The organism is Rathayibacter sp. VKM Ac-2759 (assembly GCF_009834225.1).
In the GTDB taxonomy this organism is placed as follows: Bacteria; Actinomycetota; Actinomycetes; order Actinomycetales; family Microbacteriaceae; genus Rathayibacter.
The window spans coordinates 3,167,005-3,181,442 of sequence record NZ_CP047176.1 but is presented as its reverse complement, the minus strand read 5'-3'; the positions used below and the strand labels follow the sequence as shown (position 1 = coordinate 3,181,442).

The window sequence follows — 14,438 nt, the reverse complement described above, 5'->3', positions numbered from 1 at the left end:
AGGTGCCGAACGCCCTCGCGGCTAGGATCGCCTCGTGCTGCTCTCCGACCGCGACATCAAGTCCGAACTGACCTCAGGGCGCGTGGGGCTGGCGCCGCACGACCCGGCGATGATCCAGCCGTCGTCCGTCGATGTGCGCCTGGATCGGTTCTTCCGGCTGTTCGACAACCACCGCTATCCGTACATCGATCCGGCCGAGGACCAGCCCGAGCTGACCCGGCTGGTCGAGACCCGCGCGGGCGAGGCGTTCATCCTGCACCCCGGCGAGTTCGTGCTCGGCTCGACCTACGAGGAGGTGTCCCTGCCGGACGACATCGCCGCGCGCCTCGAGGGCAAGAGCTCGCTCGGGAGGCTCGGGCTCCTCACGCACTCGACGGCGGGCTTCATCGACCCCGGCTTCACCGGGCACGTGACGCTCGAACTGAGCAATGTCGCGACGCTGCCGATCATGCTCTGGCCGGGCATGAAGATCGGGCAGATGTGCTTCTTCCGGCTCAGCTCGCCCGCCGAGAAGCCGTACGGCTCCGCGGAGTACAGCTCGCGCTACCAGGGTCAGCGCGGCCCGACCGCCTCGCGGTCGTCGCTCGGCTTCCACCGCACCGACGTCTACTCCGACTGAGGGTCCGCGGAGCCGGGCGGCTCAGCCGAGCAGGCGCGGCAGCTGCAGCACCAGCCAGGGCGAGAACGCCCAGGGAGCCGCGTGGATCGCGGCGAGCGTCGCCTCGGGGTCGACCCACTCGTAGTCCATGACCTCGTCGGCCTGCGGGTCCAGCGCCTCGCGGCTCGACAGCGTCGCCGTGTAGACGGGGCAGATCTCGTTCTCGACGACTCCGGAGGCGTCGACCGCGCGGTAGCGGAAGTCCGGAAGGGCGACCTCGAGGGTCTCGAGCCGCGCTCCGAGCTCGCGCTCGGCCCGGCGCACGACGGCGTCCTCGATGCGCTCGCCCGGGGCGGGGTGCCCGCAGAACGAGTTCGTCCACACGCCCGGCCAGGTCCGCTTCTCGAGCGCGCGGCGGGTCACCAGCAGTGCCCCGTCCGGAGCGAAGACGTGGCACGAGAACGCGAGGTGGAGCGGAGTGGCGGTGTCGTGGACGGTCGCCTTGTCGGCGACGCCGATGGCGCCGCCGGTCTCGTCGAGCAGCACCACCTGCTCGATCTGGTCCGTCAGCACCGCGATTCCTCCCGAAGTCATGACGGTAAGTCAAGCACGCTCCCGTAACTCAGCCGGCTTATTGCTAGAGAAGCGAGTTTGTTAGCCTCGGGTCGTGGATACGCGAGACTCCGTAGTTCTCTCCCAGCGGCGGCAGGAGCACGTCGACGCTGTGCTCGACCGCTTCTTCTCGCTCGCGCGCGCCAGGGCGGGCCGGCTCGGTCCGCGCTACCTGACCCTCTGGCAGACGCTCGAGGCCAACACCCGCGGCGGCAAGCGCTTCCGCCCCCTGATGGTGATCTCGGCCTACGAGGGCCTCGGCGGCCGCGACCCGGAGGCGGCGGCCCACCTCGGTGCCGCGTTCGAGCTCCTCCACACCGCCCTGATCGTCCACGACGACGTGATCGACCGCGACTTCGTCCGGCGGGGCGGGCCCAACGTCTCGGGCAGCTACCGCGACGAGGCCACCACGGCCGGGCTCTCCATCCCGATCGCCGAGCACCGCGGCACCTCCGTCGCCGTCATCGCCGGCGATCTCGCGCTCACCGGCGCCCACCGCCTCGTCGAGGGCGTCGGCGCCGACGACGGCGTCCGCGCCCGCCTGCTCACCCTGCTCGACGAGGCGGTCTTCGCCTCCGCCGCGGGCGAGCTGGCCGACGTCGACTTCTCGCTGATGCCCGGCATGCCCTCGGTCGACGAGGTGCTCGAGATGGAGCGCCTGAAGACGGCGGTCTACTCGTTCGAGGCGCCGCTGCAGGCCGGCGCGATCCTGGCCGGTGCCGATGACGAGGTCGTCGCGGCGCTGGGGGAGTTCGGCCGCTGCATCGGCATCGCCTACCAGATCGTCGACGACCTGCTCGGGGTCTTCGGCGAGGAGGGGCAGACCGGCAAGACCACGCTCGGCGACCTCCGCGAGGGCAAGCGCACGGTCCTGATCGCCCACGCGGCGGGGACGGAGTGCTGGCCCGAGATCGAGCACCTCATCGGCGACGAGCACCTGGGCAACGAGACCGCCGAGCGCGTGCGGGGGATCCTCGAGGAGTGCGGTGCGCGCAGCTACGCCGAGAACCTCGCCGGCGACTTCGCGAGCCGCGCCTGGCAGGCGCTGTCGGTGCCCGCGGTCCCGGAGGCGTTCCGCGCCGAGGTCCGCCCGCTCGTCGCCAGCGTCGTGGGACGCACCCGATGACCGCCGCTCGAGCCCGCCACGCGCGGACCGCCGCCTCGATGCCGCTCCGCGCGGACTCCCCCCGTACGGTGGCACGATGAGCCGGCAGAGCGAACTGTACGACCGCGTCGCCCACGAGGCGTCGGCGCAGGTGATCCGCCGCTACTCGACCTCGTTCGGGCTCGCCACGCGGCTCCTCGGCCCTGGTGTGCGCGAGCGCGTCGAGGACGTCTACGCGCTGGTGCGCGTCGCCGACGAGATCGTCGACGGCGTCGCCGAGGAGGCCCGGCTCGACCGCGCCGCCGTCGAGGAGGCGCTGGACTCCTTCGAGGCCGAGACGGAGCGGGCGCTCGCGAGCGGCTACAGCGCCAATCTCGTCATCCACGCCTTCGCGACGACCGCGAGGGCCACCGGGATCGGCACCGAGCTCACCGCCCCCTTCTTCGCCTCCATGCGCGCCGACCTCCGCGAGACCGAGCACACCGCCGAGTCGTTCGAGGCCTACGTCTACGGCTCGGCCGAGGTCGTCGGGCTGATGTGCCTGCAGGTGTTCCTCGCGGCGCCCGACGCGGGACTCGTCCCGGACGCGCAGCGCGAGCGGCTCGTCGCCGGTGCCCGCCGTCTCGGGTCCGCGTTCCAGAAGGTCAACTTCCTCCGCGATCTGGCGGCCGACGTCGACGGGCTCGGCCGGAGCTACTTCCCGGGCATCGACCCGCGGAACTTCTCCGAGCAGGACAAGGCGATCCTCCTCGCCGACCTCGACGCCGACCTCGACGCGGCCGGTGCGATCGTGCCCGAGCTGCCCCGCTCGAGCCGCCGGGCCGTGCGGCTCGCGCACTCCCTCTTCCAGGCGCTGGCCGACCGCATCCGCGACACGCCCGCCGAGGAGCTCCTCCGCGCCCGCGTCAGCGTGCCGACGGCGACGAAGGCGGCGCTCGCGGTCCGCGCGGCGACCTCGACCCTCGCCCCCCGGCTGGGCCAGGGGCCGGCCAGGGCCGCCCGCTCGCAGACCGGACCGCACCGCGCGGTGGTGATCGGCGGCGGGATCGGCGGACTCGCCTCCGCCGCCCTGCTCGCCCGCGACGGCTTCGACGTCACCCTGCTCGAGGCGAAGGACGTCGTCGGCGGCCGCGCCGGCTCGTGGGAGAAGGACGGCTTCCGCTTCGACACCGGACCCTCCTGGTACCTGATGCCCGAGGTGTTCGACCACTTCTTCCGCCTGATGGGCACGAGCGCCGCCGAGCGCCTCGACCTCGTCACGCTCGACCCCGGCTACCGGGTCTACAGCGAGGGGATCGACGAGCCGATCGACGTGCTCGCCGACCTCGAGTCGAACCTGGCCCTGTTCGAGAGCATCGAGCCCGGCGCGGGCGAGCGGCTCCGGTCCTACCTCGACTCGGCCCGGGACACCTACGAGGTCGCCAAGCGCCGCTTCCTCTACACGAGCTTCTCGTCGTTCCTGCCGCTGCTGCGCCGCGACGTGCTCAGCCGCACGAGCACGCTCGGCCGCCTGCTCCTGACGCCGCTGGACACCCTCGCCGGCAAGACCGTCACCGACAACCGCCTCCGCCAGATCCTCGGCTACCCGGCCGTGTTCCTCGGCTCCTCGCCGTTCACCGCACCGAGCATGTACCACCTGATGAGCCACCTCGATCTGGCGGACGGCGTGCTCTACCCGATGGGCGGCATCACCACGCTCATCGACGCGGTGCGGGACGTGGCCGAGGAGGCGGGCGTGCGCATCCGCACCTCCTCTCCCGCGACTCGGATCCTCACCGCGCGGGCGCCCCGCGGCAGCCGTCGCGGTGCCGAGGTCGTCGGAGTCGAGTTCGAGGGGCCGGAGGGGACCGAGCGCGTCGCAGCCGACCTCGTCGTGAACGCCTCCGACCTCTTCACGACCGAGCAGTCGCTGCTGCCCGACGAGCTGCGCACCTACCCGCCGTCGTACTGGGAGAACCGCGAGCCCGGTCCGAGCGCCGTGCTGGTGCTGCTCGGCGTGCGCGGCGAGCTGCCGCAGCTCGAGCACCACACCCTCCTCTTCACGGAGGACTGGCGCGACAACTTCGAGCGCATCTTCGGGGAGAACCCGTCGGTTCCCGACCCCGCGTCGATCTACGTCTGCCGCCCGAGCGCGACCGACCCCTCCGTCGCGCCGGACGGGCACGAGAACCTCTTCGTCCTCGTGCCGATCCCGGCCGACACCTCGATCGGGCACGGCGGAGTCGACGGCGCGGGCGATCACCGCGTCGAGGCCATCGCCGACGCGGTCATCGAGCAGATCGCGACCTGGACCGGGGCGACCGATCTCGCCGAGCGCATCGTGGTCCGCCGCACCATCGGCCCGGCCGACTTCGAGAGCGACCTCGGAGCATGGCGCGGCTCGATGCTCGGCCCCTCGCACGTGCTCGCGCAGAGCGCCTTCTTCCGGGCCGGCAACATCAGCAGGCACGTCGACGGCCTGCTCTTCGCCGGGAGCTCCACGATCCCGGGCATCGGCCTGCCGATGTGCCTGATCAGCGCCGAGGTGATGCTCAAGCGCGTCCGTGGCGACGTCTCGACCGAGCCCCTGCCGGTGCGCCTCGCGCCGTCGGCGCCGGTGGCGCCGGTCGTGGCCCAGGCGCCGCCCGCCGAGTCGCTCGCGGTCGCGGGGGAGTAGCCGGTGGGGGTCCTCTACCTGCTGGCGCTCGCCGTCTCGATCACCGGGATGGTCGTGCTCGACAGGCGCTTCCGCCTGTTCTTCTGGGCGGATGCGCGCCGGGCGGCCGTCGTGCTGCCCGTCGGCGTCGCGTTCTTCCTCGTCTGGGACCTGGTCGGGATCGGCCTCGGGGTGTTCTTCCGCGGCGAGACGCCCTACATGACCGGGATCCAGCTCGCCCCGGAGCTGCCGGTCGAGGAGGTCCTCTTCCTCACGCTGCTCTGCTACCTGACCATGGACGTGCACGGATTCCTCGCGAACCGCGCGGCGGAGCGGGCGGAGGTGCGCGCATGACGTACCTCCTCCTCAACGCCGTGTTCCTCGCGGTCGTGCTGGTCGTCCTCGTGATCGCCCGGCGCCGCCTCCGCCCCGCCGCGCTGCTGGGCACGCTCGCCGTGCTGCTGGTGATGACCGCGGTCTTCGACAACGTGATGATCGGGGTGGGGCTCCTGGTCGCCTACGACGACGAGCTGATCTCCGGCATCCGGATCGGAGTGGCCCCCATCGAGGACTTCGCCTACGCGATCGCGGCCGCGCTGCTGCTGCCCGCGCTCTGGACCCTCCTCCCCGCGCGGCGACGGAGCGCGTCGTGAAGCGGCTGCGCGCGCTCTTCGTCTCGAGCCGCCCGCTGAGCTGGGTGAACACCGCCTACCCGTTCGCCGCCGCCTACCTGCTGACCACGCGCGAGATCGACCTCGCCTTCGTGCTCGGCACGCTGTACTTCCTGATCCCCTACAACCTCGCGATGTACGGGATCAACGACGTGTTCGACTACGAGTCCGACCTCCGCAATCCGCGCAAGGGCGGAGTGGAGGGAGCGGTCCTCGACCGCGGCGAGCACCGCGCGACGCTGATCGCGGCGGTGGTCACCAACGTGCCGTTCCTGATCGCGCTGGTGCTGCTCGGCTCGCCGGTGTCCTGGCTGGTGCTGGCGATCAGCGTCTTCGCGGTGATCGCCTACAGCGCGCCCGGGCTGCGCTTCAAGGAGCGCCCGTTCGTCGACTCGCTGACCTCGGCCACGCACTTCGTCAGCCCCGCCGTGTACGGCATCGCGCTGGCCGGCACGGTCGTCACTCCCGGCCTGGTGGCGCTGCTCGTCGCGTTCTTCCTCTGGGGGATCGCCAGCCACGCGTTCGGCGCGGTGCAGGACATCCTGGCCGACCGGGCCGGCGGCATCGGCTCGATCGCCACCGTCATCGGCGCGAGGACCACCACCCGCTTCGCGATCGGCGCCTATGTCGCGAGCGGGCTGCTCCTGCTCCTGCTGCCGTGGCCGGGCACGCTCGCCGCGCTCCTCGCGATCCCCTACGCGGTCAGCATCTGGCCGTACCGATCGCTGACCGATGCCGAGGCCGAGCGTGCGAACGCGGGCTGGAAGCGCTTCCTCGCGCTGAACTTCCTGACCGGCTTCCTGGTCACCCTGCTGCTGATCGTCTTCTGGCTCGCGACCTGAGCGCCGGCCGCCGCGTCAGAACAGGTGGTGCGGGGCGAGGATCAGGACGACGACGACGGCGAGGCCCGCCAGCAGCGCCACGACGAGGGCCGCGGAGCCGGCGCGCTTCGCGAGGCGGCGCGCGCGGACCGTGCTCGAGGCCCTGCGCTTCTTCTTGACGCGGATCGTCGCGGGGCGCTCGGCGACCGGCGGCGCCTCGGCCGCGATCGGCCACTCGGAGGCGGGGCTCGTCGACGGCGAGTCGACTGCGGCGTCGGAGGTGCGGGTGTGCCGCTCGGGGCCCCGGGGTGCCGTCTCGCCTCGCGCCATCGCGTCCTCCTCCGTCGTCCGGCCGGGCCGGTCGTCCTCTCGCCGCGGCGGCGGCTCCGACACTCTAGGCGAGCGGCGCGGCGTCGCGCTCCGACGGCGCGGCAGGCACGGCCGCCGACGGCGGGCGCGGGACCGGGAGCAGCAGCACGAGCCCGACGGCGAGCACGAGCACGAGTCCGAGGATTCCCCAGTACTGCACGTCGGCCTCGTCCCCACCGGAGGCGACGGACGCGATCGACACGAAGGCCGCGAAGGCCGCGGGGGCCAGGAACGACGCCGCGCGTCCGGTCGTCGCGTAGAGGCCGAAGATCTCGCCCTCCCGGCCCTCGGGGATCAGGCGGGCCAGGTAGCTGCGGCTCGCCGACTGCGCGGGACCGACGAACAGGCAGAGCAGGAGCCCGAAGATCCAGAACATCGTCGGGCCGCCGTCGTGCAGCACGAAGATCGCGGTCCCGCAGATCACGAGGCCGACGAGGGAGGCGACGATCACGGCCTTGGGGCCGAGGCGGTCGTCGAGCGCTCCCACCGAGATGGTCGCGACTCCGGCCACCACGTTCGCGGCGATCGCGAAGAGGATGACCTCGCCCGCGGTGAAGCCGAAGGTCCCCTGCGCGAGGACGCCGCCGAAGGTGAAGACGCCCGTGAGCCCGTCGCGGAAGACGGCGCTGGCGATGAGGAACGCGACCGTGCTGCGGCTCTCCCTCCACAGCGCGCGGATCTGGCGGAAGAGCGCGCGGTAGGAGGCGATGACGCCGACGCGGCTCGCTCCGGAGGCGGTGGCCGGGGCCTCCGGCACGGCCAGCAGCACCGGCAGCGCGAAGACCGCGAACCAGACGCCCGCCAGCAGGATCGAGACGCGGACGTCGAGGCCGTCGTCGCCGGTCACTCCGAAGAGCCCGACCTCGGGCGAGATGAAGCCGAAGTAGACGATCAGGAGCAGGACGATGCCGCCGACGTACCCCATGCCCCAGCCGAAGCCCGAGACCCGGCCGATGCTCGAGCGGGTCGAGACCTGCGTCAGCATCGCGTTGTAGTTGACGCTCGCGAACTCGAAGAAGACGGTGCCGACGGCGAGCAGCAGCAGGCCGAGCCAGAGGAGGGCCGGATCGGGGCGGACGAAGAACATCAGCAGGATGCAGGCCACGACCACCGCCGAGTGGATCCCGAGCCACAGCCTCCGCCGCCCGCCGAGATCGGCGCGGCGCCCGGTTATCGGCGCGATGAGCGCGACGACCAGGCCGGCGCCGGCGAGCGACCAGCCGAGGGCCGCCGAGACTCCGGTCGATGTGCCGAAGAGCCCGTCGGACGTCAGGTAGACGGTGAAGACGAAGGTCGTCACGACCGCGTTGAAGGCCGAGCCGCCCCAGTCCCAGAGGCCCCAGGCGAGAACGGGCCAGCGGCCGGTGCGCTCTGTCATGCGATCACCGTAGGACGCGCGGGTGAACTCCGGGTACCGCGAACGCGGTTCCTGAGAGTTGAGTCGAGTCGGCTCAAGTTCTGCCCTCTCGACTTGACTCGTCGGAGCTGCTGCGTAAACTTGAGCGTGCGGGGCTCAACTCCCACCGGGTCACATCCCGCAGGGCTCGACTCCCCGCACAGTCTTCACCACAGTTCCACCCGTCAACTGAACGGCCCGACGGCCGCTCGCGAAGGAGAAACACGCATATGTCCCGTGCCGTAGGCATCGACCTGGGAACCACCAACTCGGTCGTGGCCGTCCTCGAAGGTGGCGAGCCCACCGTCATCGCCAACGCCGAGGGCTTCCGCACCACCCCGTCCGTCGTCGCGTTCACCAAGGACGGCGAGGTGCTGGTCGGCGAGACCGCCAAGCGCCAGGCCGTCACCAACGTCGACCGCACCCTCGCCTCCGTCAAGCGCCACATGGGCACCGACTGGACCTTCGCCGTCGAGGACAAGAAGTACACCCCGCAGGAGATCTCGGCCCGCATCCTGGGCAAGCTCAAGCGCGACGCCGAGCAGTACCTGGGCGAGAAGGTGACCGACGCGGTCATCACCGTCCCGGCCTACTTCAACGACGCCGAGCGCCAGGCCACGAAGGACGCCGGCGAGATCGCCGGCCTCAACGTGCTCCGCATCATCAACGAGCCGACCGCCGCGGCGCTCGCCTACGGCCTCGACAAGGGCAAGGAGGACGAGCTCATCCTCGTCTTCGACCTCGGTGGCGGAACCTTCGACGTCTCCCTCCTCGAGGTGGGCAAGGACGACGACTTCTCGACGATCCAGGTGCGCTCGACCTCGGGCGACAACCGCCTCGGCGGCGACGACTGGGACCAGCGCGTCGTCGACTACCTGGTCAAGCGCTTCAAGGACTCGACCGGCGTCGACGTCTCGAAGGACAAGATCGCGCGTCAGCGCCTCAAGGAGGCCGCTGAGCAGGCGAAGAAGGAGCTCTCCTCGAGCACCTCGACCAGCATCCAGCTGCCCTACCTCTCGCTGACCGAGAACGGCCCCGCGAACCTCGACGAGACGCTCACCCGCGCCAAGTTCGAGGAGCTCACGAGCGACCTGATCGAGCGCACCCGCAAGCCGTTCACCGACGTCATCGCCGAGGCCGGAGTCAAGGTCGAGGACATCGCGCACGTCGTCCTCGTCGGCGGCTCGACCCGCATGCCGGCCGTGGCCGAGCTCGTCAAGAAGCTCACCGGCGGCAAGGAGCCCAACAAGGGCGTCAACCCGGACGAGGTCGTCGCCGTCGGCGCCGCCCTGCAGGCCGGTGTCCTCAAGGGCGAGCGCAAGGACGTCCTCCTCATCGACGTCACGCCGCTCTCGCTCGGCATCGAGACCAAGGGAGGGATCATGACCAAGCTCATCGAGCGCAACACGGCGATCCCGACCAAGCGGTCCGAGACCTTCACCACGGCCGACGACAACCAGCCGTCCGTCGCGATCCAGGTGTTCCAGGGCGAGCGCGAGTTCACCCGCGACAACAAGAACCTGGGCACCTTCGAGCTGACCGGCATCGCGCCGGCCCCGCGCGGGATCCCGCAGGTCGAGGTCACCTTCGACATCGACGCCAACGGCATCGTGCACGTGTCCGCCAAGGACAAGGGCACCGGCAAGGAGCAGTCGATGACGATCACCGGCGGCTCGTCGCTGCCGAAGGACGACATCGAGCGCATGGTCCGCGAGGCCGAGGAGCACGCGGCCGAGGACAAGGCCCGCCGCGAGGCGGCCGAGATCCGCAACAACGCCGAGACCCTCGCCTACTCGATCGACAAGCTGATCAAGGAGAACGAGGACAAGCTGCCCGAGGACGTCAAGTCCGAGGTGCAGGGCGACGTCGACGCGCTGAAGACCGCGCTCGCCGGCGACGACGACGCGGCCGTCAAGACCGCGTTCGACGCGCTGAACGCCTCGCAGACCAAGATCGGCCAGGCCATCTACTCGCAGCAGTCGGCCGACCAGGGCGCCCCGCAGGACGCTCCGGCCGAGGACGAGAAGAAGGACGACGAGGACATCGTCGACGCCGAGGTCATCGACGACGACGAGCCGAAGGACACGAAGTAGTCATGGGGCGCCACAACCAGCCGCAGGGCGAGGGCGTGCCCGAGGAGGAGCCGGCCACCGGCGCCGAGTCCACGGGATCCGAGGCGGCCGAGGCCGCTCAGGACTCCGAGGGCCTGATCGAGGCCGAGGGGCCCGACGTCGAGACCACCCTCTCGGACGCCGACCTCTCGTTCCTCTCGGGGCAGTCCGACGCCGAGACGCTCGCCGCGGAGCACCTCGCCGATCTCCAGCGGGTGACCGCCGAGTACGCGAACTACCGCAAGCGCACGGAGTCCAACCGCCAGGTCGAGAAGGAGCGGGCCATCGGCGACGCGGTGAAGGTCATCCTCCCCGTGCTCGACGACCTCGACCGCGCCGAGAAGCACGGCGACCTCCCCGAGGGCGGGCCCTTCACCGCCATCGCGCAGAAGCTGCGCGGCGGCATGGAGAAGCTTGGGCTCGTGAAGACCGGCGCCGTGGGGGATCTGTTCGACCCGAACATCCACGAGGCGATCTTCCAGCAGCCGACGCCCGGCGCCGAGACCTCCACGGTCGCCGACGTCGTCGAGTCGGGCTACTACCTCGGAGGCTCGCTGCTGCGCGCCGCCCGGGTGGTCGTCGCCGTCCCGGCCGACTGACACCCTCCGCACCACCGCGGGAGACCCCGCCCGCCCGGCATCGACGGGCGGGCGGGGTCCCTCGCACCAGAGACACAGGAAGAGGCACATGGCCAGCCAGGATTGGTTCGACAAGGACTTCTACAAGGTCCTCGGCGTGTCCAAGGACGTGCCCGAGGCGGAGCTGAAGAAGACCTACCGGAAGCTCGCCCGCCAGTTCCACCCCGACTCCAACCCGGGGGATGCCAAGGCGGAGGCGCGCTTCAAGGAGATCAGCGAGGCGTACACCGTCCTCTCCGACCCCGAGCAGCGCAAGGAGTACGACCAGATCCGCGCGATGGGCGGCGGCGCGCGCTTCACCGCCGCGGGCGGACAGCCCGGCGGCTTCGACGACGTCTTCGGCAACGTGTTCGGCCAGGGCGGCGGGGGCCGCACCTCGTACAGCACCCAGCAGGGCCCGCCCGCGGGCTTCGAGGACATCCTCGGCGGGATGTTCGGCAACACCGGCGGGGGCCGCTTCGGCCAGCCGAGCGGCGGGTTCCGCGGCTTCGGCGGCCCGCAGAAGGGCGCCGACGTCACCGCCAGCACCACCATCGACTTCCGCACCGCGACCCGCGGTGACACGGTCCAGCTCCAGACCGGCGAGGGCCGCGCCCTCTCGGTGCGCATCCCGGCCGGAGTGGCCGACCAGCAGAAGATCCGCGTCCGCGGCAAGGGCCGCCCGAGCCCCGACGGCGGCGAGCCCGGTGATCTCGTCCTCACCGTCGCCGTGCGCAAGCACCCCGTTTTCGAGCGCGACGGCCTGAACCTCCGGGTGCACGTGCCCGTCACCTTCGTCGAGGCCGTCTTCGGCGCGACGATCGAGGTGCCGACTCTCGGCGGCGATCCCGTGAAGCTCCGGGTCGCCCCCGGCACCCCGAGCGGCCGCGTGCTGCGCGTGAAGGGCCGCGGAGTCACGACCGGCAAGGGCACGGGCGATCTGCTCGCCGAGATCCAGGTGGCCGTCCCCGACCACCTGTCCTCGGCCGCCCGCGAGGCCCTCGAGGCGTTCGCGGCCGCCCAGCCCGCCGAGAACCCGCGCGAGGACATCCTGGAGAAGGCCCGCTACTAGCGGGTGACGGACGGCGACGAGAGGAGGGGACGTGGACGAGAACACCCCGGTCTTCGCGATCGCCGTCGCCGCCGACCTCGCGGGGATGCATCCGCAGACCCTCCGCCAGTACGACCGGCTCGGTCTCGTGCGGCCCACGCGGACGGCCGGCAAGTCGCGCCGCTACTCGACGCGCGACGTCGTCCAGCTGCGCGAGGTGGCACGGCTGTCGTCCGAGGGGGTGTCCCTCGAGGGCATCGCGCGCATCCTGCAGCTCGAGAACCAGGTGCAGGCGCTCTCGCAGCGCGTCCGCGAGCTCGAGGGCGCCCTGGCCGACGAGCTGCTCAACCGGCCGGGCCGCCGCGTGTTCGCCGCGGGTCTCGAGGGCGACGTGGTCACCCTCCGCCACGGGACGCGTGCGCAGCGGCGCACCGAGGTGGTCGTCTGGCGGCCCCTCCCGCGCTCGCACGACGGCGAGCCCGACACCCCCTGAGCGGGGTACGCTGACCGGACGCCCGGCGCAGTCGCCAGGGCGCACGCTCCGTCCGCCGCGGTGCGGTGAGACGGAGGAGGGGCCCGTGAACGACGGCCAGGACGAACGCGACGACGAGAACGAGCCCCGGAGCGAGGCCGAGGCCCCGACCGAGCCCGAGGACCGCGACGAGGCCGCCGGGGCGTCCCCCGAGCGCCGGGCCCCCGTCGTCCCCGACAACGGCTACTCCCGCGAGTCCTACGCGATCCACGCGACCCGCAGCGAGCTCCCGCTCTTCTCGAGCGCCCTCTCGGGCACGCGCGACGACGCCGGCTGGCTGTCGTCCCTCTCGGGCATGCTCGGCGGAGGCGAGCCCGATGCGGCGGCGACCGCCGCGGAGTCGGCGATCGAGCGGCGCCGTCGGAAGCCCTCCGACGACGCCTGAGCCCCGCCCTACTCGCGGAGGTGCGACTCGACCAGCACCCCGCCGATCCGGCCGCCGGACACCCGGCTGAGGAACTCCGTGCCGAACGGCACGGCGCCGACGAGGCTCCGCACCCGCACGCGCTCCTCGTCGGAGTAGCCGAGCACGATGTACAGGCCCACGACCGCCACCGCGGCGATCGTCGCGACCCGCGCGGGGATCTGGTCGACCACGCCGCCGCCGCCGTCCGCCGGCTCCGAGAGCGTGACGCACATCAGGAAGATCGTCGCGTAGACCGCGAGGTGCCGGTGCCTGCTCTGCCAGGGGCGCGAGAGGGCCGCGATCGGGAGGATCCACAGCGCGTACCAGGGGTGGATCGCGGTCGAGGCGGTGACGAAGGCCAGGAGCGCTCCCGTCAGGCGTGCGAGGGGATCGATCGCGCGCTTGGAGAGCAGCAGCGCCGCGGCGATGCCCGCCGCGATCGCGAGAGCGAGGATCTTGACGAGCGCGATCGCGACTCCCGGGTCGTGCCCGGTCAGCTGCACGGCGCTCGAGACGACGACGGTGACGAACGACATCGGCGCGTACCAGTGCAGGATCGCGCCGGGGACGACCATCGCCACGACCCAGCCGACCCCGACGCCGGCCGCGAGGCCGATCGCCACGACCACCGAGAGCGCCCCGACCGCCGTCCACACCCAGAGCCGCACCCGCTCGCGGAGCGTCGCGTCGTGGCGGAGCCAGAGCAGCGCGAGCACCGGGAGGGCGATGACCGCGACGGGCTTCACCGCGATCGCGGCGCCCATCAGCAGGACGGCGGCGATGCGGCGGTCGGTGTGCCCGTAGTAGAGCGAGGCCAGGATCAGGGCGAGCATCACGGAGTCGTTGTGCCCGGCCACCACGAAGAGCACCAGCGTCAGCGGGTTCGCGACGACCGTCCAGGCGGTCAGCGGAGCCGAGAGGCCGCGGAGGCGCGCGAGGCGGATCGCGTACACGGCCAGCACGGCGACTCCGGCGACCGAGAGCGCTCGCAGCATCGCGATCGAGAGCTCGGGCGAGGCCCAGCCGGCGAGCTGCACGGCCGTCTTCTCGGCGAGCAGGTAGAGGGGGCCGTACGGGGTGGGCGTGTCCGCCCACAGGGGATCGACGCCGAGCGCGAACCAGCCGGGGAGCGTCGCGACTCCGTGCGTGTAGGGGTCGATGCCCTGCGTCATGAGCCGGCCCTGCGCCACGTACGAGAACATGTCGCGGCTGAACAGCGGCACCGTCAGCAGCAGCGGTGCCGCCCAGGCGACCGCCGCCACGAGGATCGTGCGGAGCGAGCCGGGACGGCCGTCGAGCGCGACGGCGCGCAGCCGGAGCCACGCCACCAGGAGGAGCAGCCCGCCGCCCAGCACCGCGACGGCGCTGAGCTCGGTGAGCCAGCCGGTCGCCCGCACGGCGGCGATCAGCGGCCAGTCGCGGAGGGAGGAGTCGCGGGGGAGGAAGCCGACGCCGAGGGAGCCGACGAGGATCGCGGCCGAGGCGATCGAGCCCATCGCGAGGGGTGCGGCACG

15 protein-coding genes are annotated in these 14,438 nt (G+C 71.9%); 11 read left to right on the top strand and 4 right to left on the bottom strand.

Annotated elements, in window-relative coordinates; genetic code table 11:
* Positions 1 to 34 precede the first annotated feature (34 nt).
* Positions 35 to 619: a dCTP deaminase gene (gene dcd, locus GSU68_RS14870; RefSeq protein ID WP_159909455.1), complete on the top strand. Its 585-nt coding sequence runs from the start codon at positions 35 to 37 to the stop codon at positions 617 to 619.
* 21 nt (positions 620 to 640) lie between these two features.
* Here the strand turns inward: dcd and idi are convergent, their stop codons facing one another.
* Positions 641 to 1,192 carry an isopentenyl-diphosphate Delta-isomerase gene (gene idi, locus GSU68_RS14865; RefSeq protein ID WP_208544583.1) on the bottom strand — a complete coding sequence of 184 codons (552 nt, stop codon included), beginning with the start codon at positions 1,190 to 1,192 and terminating at the stop codon, positions 641 to 643.
* Between the two features lie 73 nt (positions 1,193 to 1,265).
* Between idi and GSU68_RS14860 the strand changes: the two genes are divergently transcribed.
* The 5 genes from GSU68_RS14860 to GSU68_RS14840 all read left to right on the top strand — a co-directional run bounded on the left by GSU68_RS14860 (position 1,266) and on the right by GSU68_RS14840 (position 6,463).
* Positions 1,266 to 2,336: a polyprenyl synthetase family protein gene (locus GSU68_RS14860; protein ID WP_159909454.1), complete on the top strand. Its 1,071-nt coding sequence runs from the start codon at positions 1,266 to 1,268 to the stop codon at positions 2,334 to 2,336.
* 76 nt (positions 2,337 to 2,412) lie between these two features.
* Positions 2,413 to 4,971: a phytoene desaturase family protein gene (gene crtI, locus GSU68_RS14855; protein ID WP_159909453.1), complete on the top strand. Its 2,559-nt coding sequence runs from the start codon at positions 2,413 to 2,415 to the stop codon at positions 4,969 to 4,971.
* Positions 4,972 to 4,974: 3 nt separating this feature from the next.
* Entirely contained in the window at positions 4,975 to 5,304 is a 330-nt protein-coding gene (locus GSU68_RS14850; RefSeq protein ID WP_159909452.1) for a lycopene cyclase domain-containing protein, read from the top strand.
* Positions 5,301 to 5,603: a lycopene cyclase domain-containing protein gene (locus GSU68_RS14845; RefSeq protein WP_159909451.1), complete on the top strand. Its 303-nt coding sequence runs from the start codon at positions 5,301 to 5,303 to the stop codon at positions 5,601 to 5,603. The genes GSU68_RS14850 and GSU68_RS14845 overlap by 4 nt, the downstream gene beginning before the upstream one ends.
* Entirely contained in the window at positions 5,600 to 6,463 is an 864-nt protein-coding gene (locus GSU68_RS14840; protein WP_167305285.1) for a prenyltransferase, read from the top strand. Before GSU68_RS14845 ends, GSU68_RS14840 begins: the two co-directional genes overlap by 4 nt.
* A 15-nt stretch (positions 6,464 to 6,478) precedes the next feature.
* Here the strand turns inward: GSU68_RS14840 and GSU68_RS14835 are convergent, their stop codons facing one another.
* Both GSU68_RS14835 and GSU68_RS14830 read right to left on the bottom strand, forming a co-directional pair.
* Positions 6,479 to 6,772, bottom strand: a complete 294-nt coding sequence (locus GSU68_RS14835; RefSeq protein WP_159909450.1) for a hypothetical protein — start codon at positions 6,770 to 6,772, stop codon at positions 6,479 to 6,481.
* A gap of 64 nt (positions 6,773 to 6,836) precedes the next feature.
* Positions 6,837 to 8,189: an MFS transporter gene (locus GSU68_RS14830; protein ID WP_159909449.1), complete on the bottom strand. Its 1,353-nt coding sequence runs from the start codon at positions 8,187 to 8,189 to the stop codon at positions 6,837 to 6,839.
* A 248-nt stretch (positions 8,190 to 8,437) separates the two neighbouring features.
* Between GSU68_RS14830 and dnaK the strand changes: the two genes are divergently transcribed.
* The 5 genes from dnaK (at position 8,438) to GSU68_RS14805 (ending at position 12,903) form a co-directional block, all read left to right on the top strand.
* The gene (gene dnaK / locus GSU68_RS14825; protein WP_159909448.1) at positions 8,438 to 10,300 is read left to right on the top strand and encodes a molecular chaperone DnaK; all 1,863 of its coding nucleotides are present in this window, start codon (positions 8,438 to 8,440) and stop codon (positions 10,298 to 10,300) included.
* A gap of 2 nt (positions 10,301 to 10,302) precedes the next feature.
* A complete protein-coding gene (locus tag GSU68_RS14820; protein WP_159909447.1) occupies positions 10,303 to 10,917 on the top strand; it encodes a nucleotide exchange factor GrpE in 615 nt (204 codons plus the stop codon).
* Positions 10,918 to 11,005: 88 nt separating this feature from the next.
* Positions 11,006 to 12,007 carry a DnaJ C-terminal domain-containing protein gene (locus tag GSU68_RS14815; protein ID WP_159909446.1) on the top strand — a complete coding sequence of 334 codons (1,002 nt, stop codon included), beginning with the start codon at positions 11,006 to 11,008 and terminating at the stop codon, positions 12,005 to 12,007.
* A gap of 31 nt (positions 12,008 to 12,038) precedes the next feature.
* A complete protein-coding gene (locus tag GSU68_RS14810; RefSeq protein ID WP_159909445.1) occupies positions 12,039 to 12,479 on the top strand; it encodes a MerR family transcriptional regulator in 441 nt (146 codons plus the stop codon).
* 85 nt (positions 12,480 to 12,564) lie between these two features.
* Complete coding sequence (locus tag GSU68_RS14805) at positions 12,565 to 12,903, top strand: hypothetical protein (protein WP_159909444.1); 339 nt, start codon at positions 12,565 to 12,567, stop codon at positions 12,901 to 12,903.
* 8 nt (positions 12,904 to 12,911) lie between these two features.
* Here the strand turns inward: GSU68_RS14805 and mptB are convergent, their stop codons facing one another.
* Positions 12,912 to 14,420 carry a polyprenol phosphomannose-dependent alpha 1,6 mannosyltransferase MptB gene (gene mptB, locus GSU68_RS14800; protein ID WP_159909443.1) on the bottom strand — a complete coding sequence of 503 codons (1,509 nt, stop codon included), beginning with the start codon at positions 14,418 to 14,420 and terminating at the stop codon, positions 12,912 to 12,914.
* Positions 14,421 to 14,438: the final 18 nt, after the last annotated feature.

Bases quoted from the DNA above. Each gene is read 5' to 3' on its own strand.
- GSU68_RS14835 (WP_159909450.1), bottom strand. From the start codon at position 6,772: ATGGCGCGAGGCGAGACGGCACCCCGGGGCCCCGAGCGGCACACCCGC.
- crtI (WP_159909453.1), top strand. From the start codon at position 2,413: ATGAGCCGGCAGAGCGAACTGTACGACCGCGTCGCCCACGAGGCGTCG.
- dnaK (WP_159909448.1), top strand. From the start codon at position 8,438: ATGTCCCGTGCCGTAGGCATCGACCTGGGAACCACCAACTCGGTCGTG.
- GSU68_RS14815 (WP_159909446.1), top strand. From the start codon at position 11,006: ATGGCCAGCCAGGATTGGTTCGACAAGGACTTCTACAAGGTCCTCGGC.
- GSU68_RS14830 (WP_159909449.1), bottom strand. From the start codon at position 8,189: ATGACAGAGCGCACCGGCCGCTGGCCCGTTCTCGCCTGGGGCCTCTGG.
- idi (WP_208544583.1), bottom strand. From the start codon at position 1,192: ATGACTTCGGGAGGAATCGCGGTGCTGACGGACCAGATCGAGCAGGTG.
- GSU68_RS14820 (WP_159909447.1), top strand. From the start codon at position 10,303: ATGGGGCGCCACAACCAGCCGCAGGGCGAGGGCGTGCCCGAGGAGGAG.
- mptB (WP_159909443.1), bottom strand. From the start codon at position 14,420: ATGGGCTCGATCGCCTCGGCCGCGATCCTCGTCGGCTCCCTCGGCGTC.
- GSU68_RS14845 (WP_159909451.1), top strand. From the start codon at position 5,301: ATGACGTACCTCCTCCTCAACGCCGTGTTCCTCGCGGTCGTGCTGGTC.